15 protein-coding genes and 2 tRNA genes are annotated in these 18,310 nt (G+C 60.8%); 10 read left to right on the top strand and 7 right to left on the bottom strand.

Translation table 11 applies throughout. The annotated features are described in order from the left end of the window. Positions 1 to 19: 19 nt before the first annotated feature. The 4 genes from JNA92_RS19295 to JNA92_RS19280 form a co-directional block, all read right to left on the bottom strand. A complete protein-coding gene (locus JNA92_RS19295; protein WP_241806239.1) occupies positions 20 to 1,585 on the bottom strand; it encodes an ABC transporter permease in 1,566 nt (521 codons plus the stop codon). Then, positions 1,585 to 2,598 carry an extracellular solute-binding protein gene (locus JNA92_RS19290; RefSeq protein WP_241806238.1) on the bottom strand — a complete coding sequence of 338 codons (1,014 nt, stop codon included), beginning with the start codon at positions 2,596 to 2,598 and terminating at the stop codon, positions 1,585 to 1,587. The genes JNA92_RS19295 and JNA92_RS19290 overlap by 1 nt, the downstream gene beginning before the upstream one ends. Before the next feature lie 183 nt (positions 2,599 to 2,781). After that, a tRNA-Leu gene (locus JNA92_RS19285) sits at positions 2,782 to 2,868 on the bottom strand. Between the two features lie 86 nt (positions 2,869 to 2,954). Further along, positions 2,955 to 3,041 (bottom strand) — tRNA-Leu (locus JNA92_RS19280). Between the two features lie 270 nt (positions 3,042 to 3,311). Between JNA92_RS19280 and rnr the strand changes: the two genes are divergently transcribed. From rnr to JNA92_RS19240, 8 genes are all read left to right on the top strand, one after another. Further along, on the top strand, positions 3,312 to 5,900 hold the full coding sequence (gene rnr / locus JNA92_RS19275; protein ID WP_241806237.1) for a ribonuclease R: 2,589 nt from the start codon (positions 3,312 to 3,314) through the stop codon (positions 5,898 to 5,900). After that, the gene (rlmB, locus tag JNA92_RS19270) at positions 5,897 to 6,643 is read left to right on the top strand and encodes a 23S rRNA (guanosine(2251)-2'-O)-methyltransferase RlmB (RefSeq protein ID WP_012316466.1); all 747 of its coding nucleotides are present in this window, start codon (positions 5,897 to 5,899) and stop codon (positions 6,641 to 6,643) included. The genes rnr and rlmB overlap by 4 nt, the downstream gene beginning before the upstream one ends. A gap of 355 nt (positions 6,644 to 6,998) precedes the next feature. Further along, entirely contained in the window at positions 6,999 to 7,424 is a 426-nt protein-coding gene (gene rpsF / locus JNA92_RS19265) for a 30S ribosomal protein S6 (RefSeq protein ID WP_003249557.1), read from the top strand. 28 nt (positions 7,425 to 7,452) lie between these two features. After that, positions 7,453 to 7,683: a 30S ribosomal protein S18 gene (gene rpsR, locus JNA92_RS19260; protein WP_003249563.1), complete on the top strand. Its 231-nt coding sequence runs from the start codon at positions 7,453 to 7,455 to the stop codon at positions 7,681 to 7,683. Between the two features lie 33 nt (positions 7,684 to 7,716). Further along, complete coding sequence (locus JNA92_RS19255; protein WP_241806236.1) at positions 7,717 to 8,580, top strand: hypothetical protein; 864 nt, start codon at positions 7,717 to 7,719, stop codon at positions 8,578 to 8,580. 20 nt (positions 8,581 to 8,600) lie between these two features. After that, on the top strand, positions 8,601 to 9,047 hold the full coding sequence (rplI, locus tag JNA92_RS19250; RefSeq protein WP_012316464.1) for a 50S ribosomal protein L9: 447 nt from the start codon (positions 8,601 to 8,603) through the stop codon (positions 9,045 to 9,047). 113 nt (positions 9,048 to 9,160) lie between these two features. Further along, the gene (dnaB, locus tag JNA92_RS19245; protein WP_241806235.1) at positions 9,161 to 10,558 is read left to right on the top strand and encodes a replicative DNA helicase; all 1,398 of its coding nucleotides are present in this window, start codon (positions 9,161 to 9,163) and stop codon (positions 10,556 to 10,558) included. A gap of 122 nt (positions 10,559 to 10,680) precedes the next feature. Next, on the top strand, positions 10,681 to 12,984 hold the full coding sequence (locus JNA92_RS19240; protein WP_241806234.1) for a YgiQ family radical SAM protein: 2,304 nt from the start codon (positions 10,681 to 10,683) through the stop codon (positions 12,982 to 12,984). Positions 12,985 to 13,145: 161 nt separating this feature from the next. Here JNA92_RS19240 and JNA92_RS19235 read toward each other — a convergent pair whose 3' ends face one another. Next, positions 13,146 to 13,733: a TIGR00730 family Rossman fold protein gene (locus JNA92_RS19235; protein WP_241806233.1), complete on the bottom strand. Its 588-nt coding sequence runs from the start codon at positions 13,731 to 13,733 to the stop codon at positions 13,146 to 13,148. Positions 13,734 to 14,081: 348 nt separating this feature from the next. On the opposite strand from JNA92_RS19235, the gene azu reads away from it, so the two are divergent. Then, positions 14,082 to 14,531: an azurin gene (gene azu, locus JNA92_RS19230; RefSeq protein ID WP_241806232.1), complete on the top strand. Its 450-nt coding sequence runs from the start codon at positions 14,082 to 14,084 to the stop codon at positions 14,529 to 14,531. 108 nt (positions 14,532 to 14,639) lie between these two features. On the opposite strand, the gene nadE is transcribed toward azu, so the two are convergent. Both nadE and pncB read right to left on the bottom strand, forming a co-directional pair. Beyond that, positions 14,640 to 15,467, bottom strand: a complete 828-nt coding sequence (nadE, locus tag JNA92_RS19225; protein ID WP_241806231.1) for an ammonia-dependent NAD(+) synthetase — start codon at positions 15,465 to 15,467, stop codon at positions 14,640 to 14,642. A gap of 3 nt (positions 15,468 to 15,470) precedes the next feature. Then, positions 15,471 to 16,676 carry a nicotinate phosphoribosyltransferase gene (gene pncB / locus JNA92_RS19220; RefSeq protein WP_241806230.1) on the bottom strand — a complete coding sequence of 402 codons (1,206 nt, stop codon included), beginning with the start codon at positions 16,674 to 16,676 and terminating at the stop codon, positions 15,471 to 15,473. A 492-nt stretch (positions 16,677 to 17,168) separates the two neighbouring features. Here pncB and JNA92_RS19215 point away from each other — a divergent pair, with 492 nt between their 5' ends. Continuing rightward, positions 17,169 to 18,305: a branched-chain amino acid ABC transporter substrate-binding protein gene (locus JNA92_RS19215; RefSeq protein WP_241806229.1), complete on the top strand. Its 1,137-nt coding sequence runs from the start codon at positions 17,169 to 17,171 to the stop codon at positions 18,303 to 18,305. The last annotated feature ends 5 nt before the right edge of the window (positions 18,306 to 18,310 follow it).

Genomic DNA, 18,310 nt, shown 5'->3' with positions numbered 1-18,310 from the left:
CGGCAGCCTGGACAGGTTCTTACGCCTTGTTCAAATACATCCGCGTCGTGAGCAGATATACCGGCAATCCCGAAACCAAGATCAACAACGCTGCATAAGGCGCCGCCGCCGCGAACTCGACGTTGGCAGTATGCGCCCAGACCTCGGTGGCCAGGGTGGTCATGCCAGTGGGGCTGAGCAGCAGGGTGGCCGTCAGTTCCTTCATGGCATCGAGGAATACCAGTGCGAAGGCGGCCGCCAAGGCTGGGAAGATGATCGGCAAGGTCACCCGGCAAAACGCCGCGAAACTGCTTGCACCCAAGGTGCGGGCCGCCTCTTCGAGTGTCGGTGAGGCTTTGTTCAGGGCGGTGCGCACCGGCGCTTGGGCCAGTGGCAGGAACAGCAACGCATAAGCCAGCAGCAAAAGCGCAGTGGTCTGGTACAGCGCCGGCACGTAGTGCAGGGCGAACACCACCAGCGTCAGTGCAATCACCAGGCCGGGCAAGGCGTGCAGCAGGTACGGCAGACGCTCGGCCCAGATCGCCAGGCGGCCTTTGTAGCGCACCACCAGGAAACTCACCGGCAGCGCCAGCAGTACACAGAAACCTGCGCCACCCAGCGATACTGACAGTGAGGTGAGCAGCGCCTTGCTGATCGCCGCGACCGGGAACGCCGCCGACGAACCCACGCTCAGCCAGTAGCCGAGCATGGCCAGCGGAATCCCGCTACCCAGTATCGCCAGCGCCACGCAGAACAGCTGCGCCAGGGGCATCCATCCGCCCAGGCGCATCGGCTGCGCACGGCGTGCCACACCTTGGCCGATGCGCACGTGGCGCGCCTTGCCACGCACTTTCAGCTCCAGCCAGAGCATCGCCAGGCACAGCGCCAGCAGCACTGCCGAGAGCATGGCGGCGTTTGCGTTGCTGAACTCCAGTTCGAACTGTTGATAGATCGCCGTGGTGAAGGTCTGCAGGCCCAGGATCGACAAGGCGCCGAACTCCACCAGCATGTGCAGGGCAATCAGCAATGCGCCGCCGAGCATCGACGGCCACAGCAGCGGCAGGGTGACCTTGGTGAACACGCCCCAGCGGCTGCAGCCCAGCGTGCGCGCCGACTCTTCAAGCGAAGTGTCGAGGTTGCGCAGCGTGGCAGCCACCGGCAGGAATATAAGTGGGTACTTGGACAGGGCCATGACCAGAATGGCCCCGCCCAGCCCCTCGAAGTCCGAGCTCAGCGACACCCAGGTAAAGCTGCTGACGAACGATGGGACGGCGAATGGCAGGCACAGCACTACGCCCCACAGGCGACGGCCTGGTAGATTGCTGCGTTCGAGCAGCCACGCCAGCGCCAGGCCAACCACCATGCACGCCACCGTCACCCCGACCATCAGCATCAGGGTGTTGCGCATCAGGCCCCAGACGAACGGGCGCCAGAGCAGGTGCAGGGCTTCACGCCAGCCGGCTTCCCAGGTTTTCATCGCGACGTACAGCAATGGCAGCAAGCTCATTGCAACCAGAAACAGTACAGGCAGCACCACCCAGATGGAGGGGCGCTTGCGGCGCGGTACGAAGCGTACCGGCACCGGCTCGGACAGGGCGGCGGTCATCAGAGCAGGCCGACCTCACGTTCAAGCTCCAGCGCTTCCTCGGCATTGCCCAGGTCGGCCGGCGAGATTTTCGGCGGGCGCAGGTCTTCGAACGGCTTCAGTCCACGGTCGGACACCATGCCTTTGTGCAGCGGGTATTCAGCAGTGGTCTGGGTGATCACGCGCTGACCTTCTTCGCTGGCCATCCAGTTGAGCAGCGCCTGGGCTTCCTTCGGGTGCTTGCTGGCCTTGACCGCAGCGGCGCCGGAGATAGTCACCAGGTTGCCGGCGTCACCGTCGGCCAGGTAGTACAGCTTGGAGTCCAGTTTGCCGCGCTCACGCTCCAGGGCGTACCAGTAGTAGTTGTTCACCAGCACGGCGGCGACTTCGCCTTTTTCCACGGCTTTCAGGGCGACCATATTGTTGGTGTAGGTCTTGCCGAAGGCTTTCAGGCCGGTAAGCCATTCTTCGGTGGCTTCACGACCGTGCATCTTGAGGATGGCAACAGCCTGTTCCTGGAAGGCACCGCTGGTCGGTACGAAACCGACCTTGCCGTCCCACTCGGGGTTGGCGAAATCCATTACCGTGGTCGGCAGGTCTTTCTCGTCGATCTTCTTCGGGTTGAACACCACCACGCGGGTGCGCGCGGTCACGCCCATCCAGGAACCGTTGGCGGCAACGTATTCTTTGGGCAGCATGTTCAGCGTGGCGTCATCGATCTTCGCCAGCAAACCCAGCTCGCCCAGGTTGTTCAGCGGCGGCGATTCTTCGGTATAGATGATGTCGGCTGGCGAGCGGTCGCCTTCTTCGATGATCTGGCTGGCGAGCTGGTTGCTGCTGCCTTTGCGGATATTGATATGGATGCCGGTCTTGGCCTCATAGGCCTTGGCGATAGCTTCGCCGATTTCCTTGTGCTGACCGTTGTACATGGTCAGTGTGACCGGCTCGTCTGCCATGGCGGCCGGGGCGCCCACCACCAGGCTAAGAACAGCGGCGGCCAAGGTGCGCATCAGCGGTTGCGGACGGATCGTCATGCGGGTACTTCCTCGCTTACGGCTACATATTTAGAAACAATGGTAAACGAAATCGTTTCTCAAGTGGCCGTGTGACGAGAAATTCATGGTCAGCCCATCGTCGGGTGGTTCGCCATGCAGGGGAGGGCTGAAACAAAATCGCAGGCAAGAAAAAACCCACTAGCAAGCTAGTGGGTTTTTGTATGGTGCCCAGGAGAAGACTCGAACTTCCACGACCGTTAAGTCACTGATACCTGAAACCAGCGCGTCTACCAATTCCGCCACCTGGGCAAAGCTTTACATCATCTGATGAAGGCGACTATCGTTCGCTTCACACAGTAGTAACAGATCCTTGGTCATCTGTTACTTGAAATACTTGGTGCCCAGGAGAAGACTCGAACTTCCACGACCTTGCGGTCACTGATACCTGAAACCAGCGCGTCTACCAATTCCGCCACCTGGGCACACATTCGAGATAAAAAGATGCTTTACAGCGCCATTCATCTCTACTACAACTTCGGGGTTGTCCGTCGTTGTGGTGCGCACTATACGGACGCTCCCAAGGGCTGTAAAGCCCCTGATCAAAAAAAATTTCAAAAATTCAACCTGTTGATTCCACACGCCTATTGCCGCACTGCGGACATGCTGCTGGGGCTGTCCAAGCCCGACATTTCCGGTTTCAATAGGCCTATGCCAGAATTCATATCTATATACCCCAAGGTGAACCCCTTCTGATGGCCGATTGGCAATCCCTCGATCCCGAGGCCGCTCGCGAAGCGGAAAAATACGACAACCCTATCCCCAGCCGTGAGCTGATCCTGCAGCGCCTTGCCGACCGTGGCGAACCGGCCGCGCGCGAGGAACTGGCGGCCGAGTTCGGTCTTTACGAAGAAGACCAGATCGAAGCCCTGCGCCGCCGCCTGCGCGCCATGGAGCGTGACGGCCAACTTATCTATACCCGGCGCGGCACCTACGCCCCGGTCGACAAACTGGACCTGATCTGCGGCCGGATCTCAGGCCACCGCGATGGGTTCGGTTTCCTCATCCCTGACGATGGCAGCGACGACCTGTTCCTCAGCCCGTCGCAAATGCGCCTGGTATTCGATGGCGACCGTGCCTTGGCGCGTGTCTCGGGGCTCGACCGTCGTGGTCGGCGTGAAGGTGTGCTGGTAGAGGTCATTTCCCGCGGCCACGAAAGCGTGGTCGGCCGCTATTTCGAAGAAGGCGGTATCGGCTATGTGACGCCGGACAACCCCAAGATCCAGCAGGAAGTGCTGGTGACCGCGGGCCGTAATGGTGGTGCCAAGATCGGCCAGTTCGTCGAAATCAAGATCACCCACTGGCCAACTCCGCGGTTCCAGCCCCAAGGCGATGTGGTCGAAGTGATCGGCAACTACATGGCGCCGGGCATGGAAATCGATGTCGCCCTGCGCAGCTATGACATCCCGCACGTCTGGCCCCAGGATGTGATCAAAGAGGCGCGCAAGTTCCGCTCCGAAGTCGAAGAGAAGGACAAGGAAAAGCGCATCGACCTGCGCCACTTGCCCTTCGTCACCATCGACGGCGAGGATGCCCGCGACTTCGACGACGCTGTTTATTGTGAGCCGCTTGGCAAGCTGCGGCTGTTCTCCGGTGGCTGGCGCCTCTATGTGGCCATCGCTGACGTGTCCAGCTACGTGCGTCTGGGCTCTGCCCTGGATGTCGAGGCGCAGCAGCGCGGCAACTCGGTGTACTTCCCCGAGCGCGTTGTACCGATGCTTCCGGAGGAGCTGTCAAACGGCCTGTGCTCGCTGAACCCGCACGTCGATCGTCTGGCCATGGTCTGCGAAATGACCATGAACAAGGCCGGCCAGATGGTCGACTACCAGTTCTACGAAGGGGTGATCCACTCCCATGCCCGCCTGACCTACAACAAGGTCAGCAGCATGCTCGAGCATGCCCGCACCCGTGAGGGCAAGGCGCTGCGCGAGGAGTACAAGGAAGTCCTGCCAGACCTGAAGAACCTGTACAACCTGTACAAGGTGCTGCTGGATGCCCGTCACGCCCGCGGCGCCATTGATTTCGAAACTCAGGAAACCCGCATCATCTTCGGTGAGGAGCGCAAGATCGCGGAAATCCGCCCGACCGTGCGCAACGATGCCCACAAGCTGATCGAAGAATGCATGCTGGCCGCCAACGTCGCCACGGCCGAGTTCCTCAACAAGCATGGCGTGCCGGCGCTGTACCGCGTGCACGATGGCCCGCCACCGGAGCGCCTTGAAAAGCTGCGTGCCTTCCTGGGCGAGCTGGGCCTTAGCCTGCACAAAGGCAAAGACCCTTCGCCCAAGGACTACCAGGCACTGCTTGCAAGCATCGCCGGGCGCCCGGATTTCCACCTGATCCAGACGGTGATGCTGCGTTCGCTGAGCCAGGCGGTGTACAGCACCGACAACAACGGCCACTTCGGGTTGAACTACGAGGCGTACACGCACTTTACCTCGCCGATCCGTCGCTACCCGGACCTGCTGGTGCACCGCGCCATCCGCAGCGTTATCCGTTCCAAGGTCGATACTCCGCACGTCAAGCGTGCCGGCGCCATGAGCATTCCCAAGGCGCGTATCTATCCGTACGACGTGAACACGCTCGACCAGCTCGGCGAGCAGTGCTCCATGACCGAGCGCCGCGCCGACGAAGCCACCCGTGACGTGGTCAACTGGCTCAAGTGCGAATTCATGAAAGACCGCGTGGGCGAGACCTTCCCTGGCGTGATCACCGCGGTTACCGGTTTCGGGCTGTTTGTCGAACTGACCGATATCTATGTCGAAGGCCTGGTACACGTCAGTGCGCTGCCGGGTGACTACTACCACTTCGACCCCGTGCATCACCGCTTGTCGGGTGAACGAACCGGGCGCAGCTTCCGTCTGGGCGACACCATCGAGGTCAAGGTCATGCGCGTTGATCTTGATGAGCGCAAGATCGACTTCGAAGTGTCCGAGCAGCAGCTCGCCGCGCCGATTGGCCGCAAGAACCGTGGTGCTGCACCGGTTGCAGGCGCTGCAGAAAAAGCCGAGCAGCAGCCGGCGGTGGAGGCCAGGGCTACCCCGAAACCGCGCAGCCGCAAGAGCGAGGCCGCCGAGGCTTATTTCCCGAAAGACGCCGTACAGCGTAACGCCGAAGTGCGCAAAAGCCGCGAAATGAAGAAGGCGCTGATGACCGACGCGCGCACTGGCGGCCACGCTGGCAGCAAGTCGGACAAAGGCGGCAAGCCCTCCGGCAAGCCCACCAAGCACCGTAAAGGCCCACCGAAGTCCGGTGCGCCGCGCAAGAGCAAGAACAAGTCATGAGTCAGCTGGAAAAAATCTACGGCGTGCATGCCGTGCAAGCGCTGCTGCAGCACCACCCGAAGCGGGTCAAGCAGATCTGGCTGTCGGAAGGGCGCAGTGAGCCACGCATCCAGGCGTTGCTGGCATTGGCCGCAGAAAACCGTGTGCAAGTCGGCCAGGCCGAGCGCCGTGAGCTGGATGCCTGGGTCGAGGGTGTCCACCAGGGCGTGGTTGCCGAGGTCAGCCCAAGCCAGGTGTGGGGCGAGTTGATGCTCGAGGAGTTGCTCGAGCGCACCGAAACGCCACCGCTGATCCTGGTGCTGGACGGTGTCACCGATCCGCACAACCTTGGCGCCTGCCTGCGCACCGCCGATGCTGCCGGGGCTACGGCAGTGGTAGTGCCCAAGGACAAATCCGCGACGCTGACGCCGGTGGTGCGCAAAGTGGCCTGCGGCGCAGCGGAAGTGATTCCGCTGGTGGCCGTGACCAACCTGGCGCGCACCTTGGAGAAACTTCAGCAGCGTGGCCTGTGGGTGGTGGGTACGGCCGGTGAGGCCGAGCAAGAGATCTATCAGCAGGACCTGACCGGCCCGCTGGTGATGATCATGGGCGCCGAAGGCAAGGGCATGCGCCGCCTGACCCGTGAGCACTGCGATTTTCTGGTCAAGTTGCCAATGTCGGGCAGCGTCAGCAGCCTGAACGTTTCGGTGGCTACGGGCGTTTGCCTGTTCGAGGCAGTGCGCCAGCGTCAGGCCAAGCGCTGATCTTGCGCCTGTAAGACTCTGCCACTGCCAAGCTGGCACTCCACGGGTACCGCCATAGGTTCAATGCCTATGGTGGTCCGGTGGCAGCAACTGTCGTGCTCAACTTCTACATAGCTGGCGCGATCCCTGTGGAAGCCGGCTGGCCGGCGATGAAGGGCGTGCAGGTCTAAAGTGTTTCCGGCTGTTCAAATAATCGCCAATCACCTTGCTTGTGCGCACCGCCTTCTCTACAATTGCGCCCCTTGCCGAGCTGGCAGGTGCGCATGTGCCTCCCCTCCATGGCAAGACATACAGTGTCATTCACTCCTTGTCTGACCAGATACGCTGGCAGACTACTAACCCGTAAGGAGCATTCATGCGTCATTACGAAATCATCTTCCTGGTTCACCCGGACCAGAGCGAGCAAGTCGGCGGCATGGTTGAGCGTTACACCAAGCTGATCGAAGAAGATGGTGGCAAGATCCACCGCCTGGAAGATTGGGGCCGTCGTCAACTGGCCTACGCAATCAACAATGTTCACAAGGCTCACTACGTGATGCTGAACGTTGAGTGCACCGGCAAGGCCCTGGCCGAGCTGGAAGACAACTTCCGCTACAACGATGCCGTGATCCGTAACCTGGTCATCCGTCGCGACGAAGCCGTAACCGGTCAGTCCGAGATGCTGAAGGCCGAAGAGAACCGCAGCGAGCGCCGTGAGCGTCGTGAGCGTCCTGAGCATGCTGACTCCGCCGAAGGCGACGACAGCAATGACAGCGACTCCAGCGATAACGCTGACGAGTAATCCACGGACCTTTTGAGGAGCCTATTACATGGCACGTTTCTTCCGTCGTCGTAAATTCTGCCGCTTCACTGCTGAAGACGTGAAAGAGATCGACTTCAAAGATCTCAACACCCTGAAAGCTTACGTATCCGAAACCGGCAAAATCGTTCCAAGCCGTATCACCGGTACCAAAGCTCGTTATCAGCGTCAGCTGGCTACCGCTATCAAGCGCGCCCGCTTCCTGGCCCTGCTGCCCTACACCGACAGCCACGGCCGCTGAGACCGGGTCGTCGACAAGTAGTAAGGGATAAGCATGCGAGCGTTGGCTGATTTCATCATGCGCGGTCGTGTGCAGGCCACCTTGGTGGTGGTCGTGAGTGCGGTATTACCGCTGCTGTTCTGGTTGAGTGCCGCTGCCGGGAGCCTTGTGCTGCTGCGGCGCGGGTTCAAGGACGCTTCAACGGTCATCGCTTTCGGCCTTTTGCCGGCGGTGGCCATATGGGCCTTCGGTGATCCAAGCACCTTGCTGGTGCTGGTGGGAACACTGGGGCTGGCCGCCTTGTTGCGTGCCGGGCATTCCTGGAGCCGGGTGTTGTTGTCCAGTGTTGTGTTGGGATTGGTCTACAGCCTCATCCTGGACGCGGTACTGCGCGAAACCTTCGAGGTGTTGGCCAAGGCGCTTTCCGAAGCGCTGCCGCAAGTCGAAGGCAAGCCAGTCATTCCCGGTGAGCTGATCGGCCCTGTGCTGGTCGCTTCCACAGCGGTGATGTTGCAGTTGTTCAGTGTGCTGGCTTTGATGCTGGCGCGTTATTGGCAAGCAGCGTTGTACAACCCTGGAGGCTTCGGTCGCGAGTTTCGCGCCCTGAAGTTGCCGCGGGCAGTCATGCTGGCTCTGGTTGCCGCGATGGTGTTGGGTCCGTTCATCGGCCCGCAGTTCATCGTCCTGGCTTCCGCGTCCAGCCTGGTGCTCGTCCTGGCCGGCATCGCCTTGATGCATGGGCTGGTGGCACAGGGTCGACTGGCCGGTTTCTGGCTGGTCGGCATGTATGTGACGCTGCCGCTGATAATGCAGCTGATTTATCCGTTGCTCGTGGTTTTGGCCATTGTCGACAGCCTGATTGATTTTCGCGGTCGCAAGTCCCCTGAGGGAAATGACTCCGCGAACGGTGAAGGTTAAAAGTTAAGAGGTTTTACCAAATGGAACTGATCCTGCTGGAAAAAGTCGCTAACCTGGGCAACCTGGGCGACAAAGTTAAGGTTAAGGCTGGTTACGGCCGTAACTTCCTGCTGCCATTCGGCAAGGCCACCGTTGCCAACGCCGCCAACCTGGCTGCGTTCGAAGAGCGTCGCGCCGAGCTGGAAAAAGCAGCTGCTGACCGTAAATCGTCGGCTGAAAGCCGCGCTGCCCAACTGGCCGAGCTGGAAGTGACCATCACTGCCACCGCTGGCGACGAAGGCAAGCTGTTCGGTTCGATCGGCACCCACGACATCGCTGACGCCCTGACCGCCTCCGGCGTTGAAGTGGCCAAAGCTGAAGTTCGTCTGCCGAACGGCACCATCCGTCAGGTTGGCGAATACGACGTAGCCGTGCACCTGCACAGCGACGTTGAAGCCACTGTACGTGTGGTCGTCGTAGCAGCCTAAGCTGCGCTGACTGGGTAGCTCCTTGCGGGCTGCCCGGTTAACATCGGGCACGTCCTGTTTCTGAACAGGCCGTGCCCTTTGTCTTTTTCATCCTCCAGAATTTTTTCGTGGCCATGAACGAGATCACCAATCCCGAACAGCTAGACCTGCAAACCGCTGCCCTCAAGGTGCCGCCGCATTCCATCGAGGCCGAACAGGCCGTGCTCGGTGGCCTGATGCTGGACAACAACGCCTGGGAGCGGGTGCTGGATCAGGTGTCGGATGGCGATTTCTATCGGCATGACCACCGCCTGATCTTCCGTGCCGTGCACAAGCTGGCCGACGCCAACCAGCCGTTCGACGTCGTTACCCTGCATGAGCAACTGGACAAGGAAGGTTTGTCGACCCAGGTTGGCGGCCTGGCGTACCTGGCAGAGCTTGCCAAGAACACCCCGTCGGTTGCCAACATCAAGGCCTACGCCGCGATCATTCGCGAGCGGGCAACGTTGCGCCAGCTGATCAGCATCAGCACCGACATCGCCGACAACGCCTTCAACCCGCAAGGGCGCAATGCCGCCGAAATCCTCGACGATGCCGAACGGCAGATCTTCCAGATCGCCGAGGCACGCCCCAAAACCGGCGGCCCGGTTGGGGTAAACGAACTGTTGACCCTGGCTATCGACCGGATCGACACGCTGTTCAACTCCGACAGCGATATCACCGGTGTTTCCACAGGTTTCACCGACCTGGACGAGAAAACCAGCGGCCTGCAGCCTGCCGACCTGGTCATCGTGGCCGGGCGTCCTTCGATGGGTAAGACCACCTTCGCCATGAACCTGGTTGAAAACGCCGTGTTGCGTACCGACAAGGCGGTGTTGGTGTTCTCCCTCGAGATGCCAGGTGAATCGCTGATCATGCGTATGCTCTCGTCCCTGGGCCGCATCGACCAGACCAAGGTGCGCTCTGGTCAGTTGGACGATGACGACTGGCCGCGCCTGACGTCGGCGGTCAACCTGCTCAACGACCGCAAGCTGTTCATCGACGATACCGCCGGTATCAGCCCTTCGGAGATGCGGGCCCGTACCCGCCGCCTGGCGCGTGAGCACGGTGAGATCGCCATGATCATGGTCGACTACTTGCAGCTGATGCAGATCCCGGGTTCGGCCGGTGACAACCGTACCAACGAAATCTCCGAAATCTCCCGCTCGCTAAAGGCCCTGGCCAAGGAATTCAACTGCCCGGTCATCGCCCTTTCGCAGCTCAACCGCTCTTTGGAACAACGCCCGAACAAGCGCCCGGTCAACTCCGACTTGCGTGAATCCGGTGCAATCGAGCAGGACGCCGACGTGATCATGTTCGTGTACCGGGATGAGGTGTACCACCCGGAGACCGAGCACAAGGGCGTCGCCGAAATCATTATCGGCAAGCAGCGTAACGGCCCCATCGGCTTCGTTCGCCTAGCGTTCATCGGCAAGTACACCCGCTTCGAGAACCTCGCACCGGGCATGTACAACTTCGACGACGACGAATAGAAGTCTACGCGGGTATCACAGTTCACTAGCGGATGAATCCGACGGCTATCGTCGGATTTGGTCAAAATTTGTGCTATATTTCGCGCCCGCGATTTTCCTGCTCAATAGAACCGGTCACTGACATGCAAGCAGCCAAACCACTCTACGACTATCCCAAGTACTGGGCCGAATGCTTCGGGCCAGCACCTTTCCTGCCGATGAGCAGGGAGGAGATGGATCTGCTCGGCTGGGATTCCTGCGACATCATCATCGTGACCGGTGATGCCTACGTCGATCATCCGTCATTCGGCATGGCCATCATCGGCCGCCTGCTGGAAGCACAAGGCTTTCGCGTGGGCATCATTGCCCAGCCGAACTGGCAGTCCAAAGACGACTTCATGAAGCTTGGTGAGCCGAACCTGTTCTTCGGCGTCGCGGCGGGCAACATGGATTCGATGATCAACCGGTACACCGCAGACAAGAAAATCCGCTCTGACGATGCCTATACCCCCGGCGGCATGGCGGGTAAGCGCCCTGACCGCGCCAGCCTGGTGTATAGCCAGCGCTGCAAGGAAGCCTACAAGCACGTACCGATCGTGCTTGGGGGCATCGAGGCATCGCTGCGGCGCATCGCGCACTATGACTACTGGCAGGACAGGGTCCGCCATTCGATCCTGATCGACGCCAGCGCCGACATCCTGCTGTACGGCAACGCCGAGCGGGCGATCGTCGAGGTCGCCCAGCGCCTGTCCAGTGGCCAGAGCATCGAAAGCATCACCGATGTGCGCGGCACCGCATTCGTGCGTCGTGACACGCCCGAGGGCTGGTACGAGATCGACTCGACCCGCATCGACCGCCCTGGCCGCGTCGACAAGATCATCAACCCGTACGTCAATACCCAGGACACCCAGGCCTGTGCCATCGAGCAGGCCAAGGGCGACCAGGAAGACCCGAACGAAGCCAAAGTCGTGCAGATCCTCGACAGCCCGCGCATGACCCGGGAAAAGTCGGTGATCCGCCTGCCATCGTTCGAGAAGGTACGTAACGACCCGGTGCTCTATGCCCACGCCAACCGTGTGCTGCATCTGGAAACCAACCCGGGCAACGCTCGCGCCCTGGTGCAGAAGCACGGCGAAGTGGATGTGTGGTTCAACCCGCCGCCCATTCCCATGACCACCGAGGAAATGGACTACGTGTTCGGCATGCCCTATGCCCGTATTCCGCATCCGGCCTATGGCAAGGAGCGCATCCCGGCCTACGAGATGATCCGTTTCTCGGTGAACATCATGCGTGGCTGCTTCGGCGGCTGCACGTTCTGCTCGATCACCGAGCACGAAGGCCGGATCATCCAGAACCGCTCCCACGAGTCGATCCTGCACGAAATCGAGGAAATGCGTGACAAGGTGCCGGGCTTCACCGGCGTGGTCTCTGACCTCGGCGGGCCGACGGCCAACATGTATCGCATTGCCTGCAAAAGCCCGGACATCGAGAAGCACTGCCGCAAGCCGTCGTGCGTGTTCCCCGGCATCTGCGAGAACCTCAACACCGACCACAGCTCGCTGATCGAACTGTATCGCAAGGCACGCGCCCTGCCAGGTGTGAAGAAGATCCTGATCGCCTCGGGTCTGCGCTATGACCTGGCAGTGGAGTCGCCGGAGTACGTCAAGGAGTTGGTCACCCACCACGTGGGCGGTTACCTGAAGATTGCCCCGGAGCACACCGAGCGTGGCCCGCTGGACAAGATGATGAAGCCGGGCATCGGTTCCTATGACCGCTTCAAGCGTATGTTCGAGAAGTACTCGAAAGAGGCGGGCAAGGAGCAGTACCTGATCCCGTACTTCATCGCCGCCCACCCTGGCACCACCGACGAAGACATGATGAACCTGGCCCTGTGGCTCAAGGGCAACGGCTTCCGTGCCGACCAGGTGCAGGCGTTCTACCCCTCGCCGATGGCTTCGGCCACGGCCATGTACCACTCGGGCAAGAATCCGCTGCGCAAGGTCACTTACAAGAGTGAAGGGGTGGAGATCGTCAAGAGTGACGAGCAGCGCCGGTTGCACAAGGCGTTTCTGCGTTACCACGACCCGAAGGGTTGGCCGATGCTGCGTGAGGCGCTGGAGCGTATGGGCCGTGCCGATCTCATCGGCCCTGGCAAGCATCAGTTGATCCCGCTGCACCAGCCGCAGACCGATACTTACCAGAGTGCACGACGCAAGAACTCGACCCCGGCCGGCAGCCACAAGGTGGGCAAGGATCAGAAGATCCTCACCCAGCACACAGGTTTGCCGCCGCGTGGCAGTGATGGCAGCAAGCCGTGGGACAAGCGTGAGAAGGCCAAGGCTGAAGCGTTCGCCCGTAATCAGCAGGCGGCCAAGGAGCGTAAGGAAGCGGCAAAAGGTGGTGGCAAAGGCAACAAGAAGCCGCGCCAGCCTGTCATCCCGCGCTAAGGCTCAAAGGGGGCCGCTTTGCGGCCCATCGCCGGCAAGCCGGCTCCCACACTTACCGTGCAGCCCTTGAAGGCTGAGTTTGCAAGTGCAGGCCTTGAATGCGCGCCAAACCTGTGGGAGCCGGCTTGCCGGCGATGGGCTGCAGCGCAGCCCTTTTCGGATCAATCCGGTTTTTTGCCAACCCATTTGGGCTGCACCGGTGAGACAAACGAATTCATCCCGTCCAGCAGGTGCTCCGCCTGCTGCTCCAGCAGCAACATCGCGCGATGCTGCGGCCGCACGAATCCTTCTTCGACGATATGGTCGAGGAACCCGCCCAACTTCTCATAGAAGCCATTGACATCAAGCAAACCTAGCGGCTTTGCGTGATACCCAAGCTGGCCCCAGGTCCAGACTTCAAATAACTCTTCCAGCGTACCCAGGCCCCCCGGCAGGGCGATGAATGCATCGCTCAGTTCGGCCATGCGCGCCTTGCGCGCGTGCATGCCGTCAACGACCTCCAAGCGGGTCAGGCCCTTGTGGCCGATTTCGGCATTCATCAGGCTCTGGGGGATGATGCCGATCACTTGGCCACCCGCCGCCATGGCCGCGTCGGCGACCGTGCCCATAAGGCCGATAGCGCCACCGCCATAGACCAACGTCAGGCCCCGGCGTGCGATCGCCTGGCCGAGGGCGATCGCCGCTTCACGGTAAGCGGGGTTGGCACCGATGCTGGCGCCACAGAACACACAAACGGAACGTACAGGCATTGCTCTTCTCCAGTCACAGGCGTGCACAGGGTACGGCCAATGCATGGCGGTTCCAAGGCAGCTTTCATTCCGGGCGGGAGAACTCGCAGATCGCACCACTGGCGCCGTGGGCGTAGGCGGCGAGCAGGCTGTTCATGAAACTTGAGAGGGACATTGCAGTAGCTCCTAAATGAGAGGTTGTCCCATCGTCTATTAAAAGGGCATGATGTGCTCTTAGATTGGTTGTATACAATCCATTGAACAATTCTACTGGCTGGCCACTTGACGTCCCCTTGATGCACGTCAGCAAGGGGCTGAACGGTTTCAGGCAGTCTCGCAATTGATAAAACCCTGCCAAGGAGATTCATGATGTTTGCGAAAGCTGTAGCGGTATCCTTGCTGACCCTCGCCAGCGCCTCCGTCTTCGCCGCCGAGTGTTCGGTGACTGTCGACTCGACTGACCAGATGTCCTACACCACCAAGGAATTCACCGTCGACAAGAGCTGCAAAGCGTTCACCGTGAAACTGACCCATTCCGGCAACCTGCCGAAAAACGTCATGGGCCACAATCTGGTGATCAGCAAGACTGCCGACATGCAGGCCATTGCCACCGAAGGCATGAGCCAAGGCATCGACAAAGGCTACCTGAAGGAAGACAACGCCAACATCATCGCCCACACCGCGATGATCGGCGCACCAGAGAAACAAACCGAAGTGAAGTTCGACACTTCCAAGCTGGAAGCGGGTGGCGATTACAGCTTCTTCTGCACCTTCCCAGGCCACATCTCGATGATGAAGGGCAAGGTCGTCGTCAAGTAACAGCTCGAAAGCAAAGGAGGGCTTTGCCCTCCATTCGCGACACGCGGCCGCCTCCACAGAAGATCGCACATCCCTGGAGAGGCGGCTGCGCAGCAGGCCCCATTGGCCTCAAGGGGCGAACGGCAGTTCGCGCTTGTGCTGGGTCTTGCGGTAGGTGGCGACGATGATGTCGAACGCTTCCTGCTCAACCGGCTGGCCATGCAAGAAGGCATCGATCTGCTGGTAGGTCACGCCATGCGAGGCCTCGTCAGGCTTGCCTGGCTCCAGGTCTTCCAAGTCAGCCGTCGGCACCTTCTCAACCAAAGCCTCCGGCGCCCCGAAGCTGCGCGCGATGGCCCGCACCTGGTTCTTCACCAGGCCGCTCAACGGGGCCAGGTCGCATGCACCGTCACCAAACTTGGTAAAGAAGCCCATCACCGCCTCGGCGGCGTGGTCGGTGCCGATCACAAGGCCTGCACGGGCGCCTGCGATGGTGTATTGCGCAACCATGCGCGTGCGCGCCTTGACGTTGCCCACGACGAAGTCCACCAGTGATGGCGAGCCGTCTTTGAGTGCCTGCACTTCTGCAGCCAGTGCACGCACGGCAGGTGCGATATCAACGGTGTGCACTTCGTCGGCGTTGATCACTTCCAGGCACGCCTGGGCGTCGTGCTCGTCATGCTGTACCTGGTAGGGCAGGCGCACGGCAATGAAGCGGTAGGCCGGGTCGCTGGTTTCGGCGCGCAACTCGTTGATGGCGCGTTGGGCGAGCAGGGCGGCAGTCAGCGAATCGACGCCCCCGCTGATGCCCAGTACCAGGGTCTTGAGACGGGCGTTGGCCAGGCAATCCTTGATGAACGCCACGCGCCGGGCGACTTCGGCCTCGAGCGCAGCGGCGTCTGCAAACGGCGGCTGCACGTTTAGCGCCTGGGCAATCTCTTGCTGAACGGCTTGCATGGGTTACTCCTTGCTGGGGATTTTGAACACGTGACGCATGTAGGCGACGAAGTTCTCGTCGCGGCACTGGGTCTTGGCGGCCTCGTCAGAGATCTTCGCCACCGGCGAGCCGTTGCAGTCGGTCATTTTAAGCACGATATTCATCGGCGCCACGCCGGGGATGTCGCAGGTCAGGTTGGTGCCGATGCCGAAACTGACGTTGATGCGCCCGCGCAGGGCACGGAAAATCTGCAGCGCGCGGGTCAGGTTGAGGCCGTCGGAGAACACCAGGGTTTTGGTCATCGGGTCGATACCCAGCCTTTGGTAATGGGCGATCGCCTTTTCCGCCCAGGCCACCGGCTCACCTGAGTCATGGCGCAGGCCGTCGAAGAGTTTGGCGAAGTACAAATCGAAATCGCCCAGGAAAGCATCCATGGTGATGCAGTCGGTCAGGGCGATGCCGAGCAGGCCGCGGTACTCTCGGACCCAGCAGTCCAGAGCGGCGATCTGGCTGTCGATCAGCCGCGGGCCGAGCTGCTGGTGGGCCATGATCCATTCGTGGGCCATGGTGCCCAACGGCTTGATATCCAGTTTCCATGCCAGGTCGACGTTGCTGGTACCGACGAAGCGGGCCGGGAAGTCATCGCGAAGTACCCGCACCACTTCCTCCTGCACGCGGCCGGAAAAGCGCCGGCGGGTGCCGAAGTCAGCCACTTGCAGCTCGGCCAGTTCGTCGTCGCTGGCGTGCGCCTGCAGCCAGTCGAACTTGCGGTAGAGCTGGTCACGGGCCTCGGCCAGGCGCATGCGCGGATGAAGGTGGCGGTTGCGCACTTCGCTGATGATGGCCAGCAGCGGGACCTCGAAGAGAATCACATGCAGCCAGGGGCCTTTGAGGCGCAGGTAAAGCTGGTCGCTCTCTATGCCGACCTGTACATAGCGCAGGTTGAAACGGAACAGGCGCAGGAAACGCAGGAAATCGGGCTTGAGGAAGCTGATGCGTTCCAGGAAGGCGAGCTGGCCATCATCGAGGGTCAGTTCGCTCAGCCGTTCGAGCTGGTTGCGGATCTCGCCCAGGTAAGGACGCAAGTCCTCGCCATTGCGGCAGCGAAACTCCCATTCCACGTCGGCGTCGGGGTAGTTGTGCAGCACGGCCTGCATCATGGTGAGCTTATAGAAGTCGGTATCGAGCAGGTTATGCACGATGCGCTCGGCGAATGCGCTCTCGCTCATCAAGGGTGGCTCCGGAAGCAGGACTGGCGGCCATTGTGCCAGCCTTTTCAGGGTTGTTGTGGCAGTGCGGCCCCAATGCGGGCGCGCCAGCTGCCAAAGATCTGCTTCAGCCGACTTGCCCGCGAGGGGCCAGCACCCTCAAAACGGGTGTTTTTTCGTGCACCCGTCAGCCTTGAAACGGTGCTGCCTGTAGCAGTCGCGCACCAGCGGTGTGCACTTCGGTGACGTCTGCTGTTACAGGGCGGTTGCACGTAAACACTTGTCAGGGTTGCAATGATGGCACTCGCTGGTTGCTCCTTGTTCGCGCAAACGGTGGCGCTTGTCGCGTGGTAGACGGTTGCACAGTCAATAAAGAAAAGGCCGTCGGTCGCCTCGACGCAGCCCGCTCAGTGTGTTTTTCCACAGGACAAAACCAATGGCACGGCCCTTGCTCGGAGCTCAGGGCTGAGAAGTTGTAGTGCCAACCAAAAAAAACTCAAGGAGCACCACCTCATGTCGCAGACGTTTTACAAGAAAGGTTTCCTGGCACTGGCCGTGGCTACGGCACTGGGTGTTTCTTCGTATGTTCAGGCCGACGTCAAGATCGGTGTCGCGGGGCCGATGACCGGGGCTAACGCAGCGTTTGGCGAGCAGTACATGAAAGGTGCCCAGGCGGCAGCTGACAAGATCAATGCTGCCGGTGGCGTCAACGGCGAGAAAATCATCCTGGTCAAAGGCGATGATGCCTGTGAGCCGAAACAGGCTGTATCGGTTGCCAACCGCCTGGTCGATCAGGACAAGGTAATCGGTGTGGTGGGCCACTTCTGCTCTTCCAACACCATTCCCGCTTCCGAGGTGTATGACGAAGCAGGCGTGATCGCCATCACCCCTGGCTCCACCAACCCGCAGGTCACCGAGCGCGGGCTGAGCGCCATGTTCCGTATGTGCGGCCGTGATGACCAGCAGGGCATCGTTGCCGGTGACTACATCGTCGATGTGCTCAAGGGCAAGAAAGTGGCGGTACTGCACGACAAGGACACCTACGGCCAGGGCCTGGCCGATGCAACCAAGGCGCAGCTCGAGAAGCGCGGGGTCAAGCCGGTACTGTATGAAGGCCTGACCCGTGGCGAAAAAGACTTCAGCGCCGTGGTGACCAAGATCCGTTCCACCGGTGCCGACGTGGTCTACTTCGGTGGCCTGCACCCCGAAGCCGGTCCGCTGGTGCGTCAGCTGCGTGAACAAGGCCTGAAGGACGTCAAGTTCATGTCCGATGACGGCATCGTCACCGACGAACTGGTCGCGACGGCCGGCGGCGCCCAATACGTCGACGGCGTGTACATGACCTTCGGGGCCGACCCGCGCCTGCTGCCAGACAGCAAGGCGGTGGTGGAAGAGTTCCGCAAAGCGGGTACCGAGCCTGAAGGCTACACCCTCTACGCCTACGCTTCGCTGCAAGCCTTGGCCGCTGCCTTCAACGGTGCCAAGTCGAACAAGGGCGAAGACGCTGCCAAGTGGCTCAAGGCCAACCCGGTGCAGACCGTCATGGGCGAGAAGAAGTGGGACAGCAAAGGCGACCTGACTGTCTCTGACTACGTGGTCTACCAGTGGGACAAGGACGGCAAGTACCACCAGCTGGATAAACAAAAATAACAACG

Source organism: Pseudomonas putida (assembly GCF_022627325.1).
Lineage (GTDB): Bacteria > Pseudomonadota > Gammaproteobacteria > Pseudomonadales > Pseudomonadaceae > Aquipseudomonas > Aquipseudomonas putida_X.
This window is presented reverse-complemented; position numbering and strand designations above follow the sequence as displayed.

Coding starts and splice junctions, on each gene's coding strand:
- JNA92_RS19295 (WP_241806239.1), bottom strand. CDS start 1,585: ATGACCGCCGCCCTGTCCGAGCCGGTGCCGGTACGCTTCGTACCGCGC.
- JNA92_RS19290 (WP_241806238.1), bottom strand. CDS start 2,598: ATGACGATCCGTCCGCAACCGCTGATGCGCACCTTGGCCGCCGCTGTT.
- rnr (WP_241806237.1), top strand. CDS start 3,312: ATGGCCGATTGGCAATCCCTCGATCCCGAGGCCGCTCGCGAAGCGGAA.
- rlmB (WP_012316466.1), top strand. CDS start 5,897: ATGAGTCAGCTGGAAAAAATCTACGGCGTGCATGCCGTGCAAGCGCTG.
- rpsF (WP_003249557.1), top strand. CDS start 6,999: ATGCGTCATTACGAAATCATCTTCCTGGTTCACCCGGACCAGAGCGAG.
- rpsR (WP_003249563.1), top strand. CDS start 7,453: ATGGCACGTTTCTTCCGTCGTCGTAAATTCTGCCGCTTCACTGCTGAA.
- JNA92_RS19255 (WP_241806236.1), top strand. CDS start 7,717: ATGCGAGCGTTGGCTGATTTCATCATGCGCGGTCGTGTGCAGGCCACC.
- rplI (WP_012316464.1), top strand. CDS start 8,601: ATGGAACTGATCCTGCTGGAAAAAGTCGCTAACCTGGGCAACCTGGGC.
- dnaB (WP_241806235.1), top strand. CDS start 9,161: ATGAACGAGATCACCAATCCCGAACAGCTAGACCTGCAAACCGCTGCC.
- JNA92_RS19240 (WP_241806234.1), top strand. CDS start 10,681: ATGCAAGCAGCCAAACCACTCTACGACTATCCCAAGTACTGGGCCGAA.
- JNA92_RS19235 (WP_241806233.1), bottom strand. CDS start 13,733: ATGCCTGTACGTTCCGTTTGTGTGTTCTGTGGCGCCAGCATCGGTGCC.
- azu (WP_241806232.1), top strand. CDS start 14,082: ATGTTTGCGAAAGCTGTAGCGGTATCCTTGCTGACCCTCGCCAGCGCC.
- nadE (WP_241806231.1), bottom strand. CDS start 15,467: ATGCAAGCCGTTCAGCAAGAGATTGCCCAGGCGCTAAACGTGCAGCCG.
- pncB (WP_241806230.1), bottom strand. CDS start 16,676: ATGAGCGAGAGCGCATTCGCCGAGCGCATCGTGCATAACCTGCTCGAT.
- JNA92_RS19215 (WP_241806229.1), top strand. CDS start 17,169: ATGTCGCAGACGTTTTACAAGAAAGGTTTCCTGGCACTGGCCGTGGCT.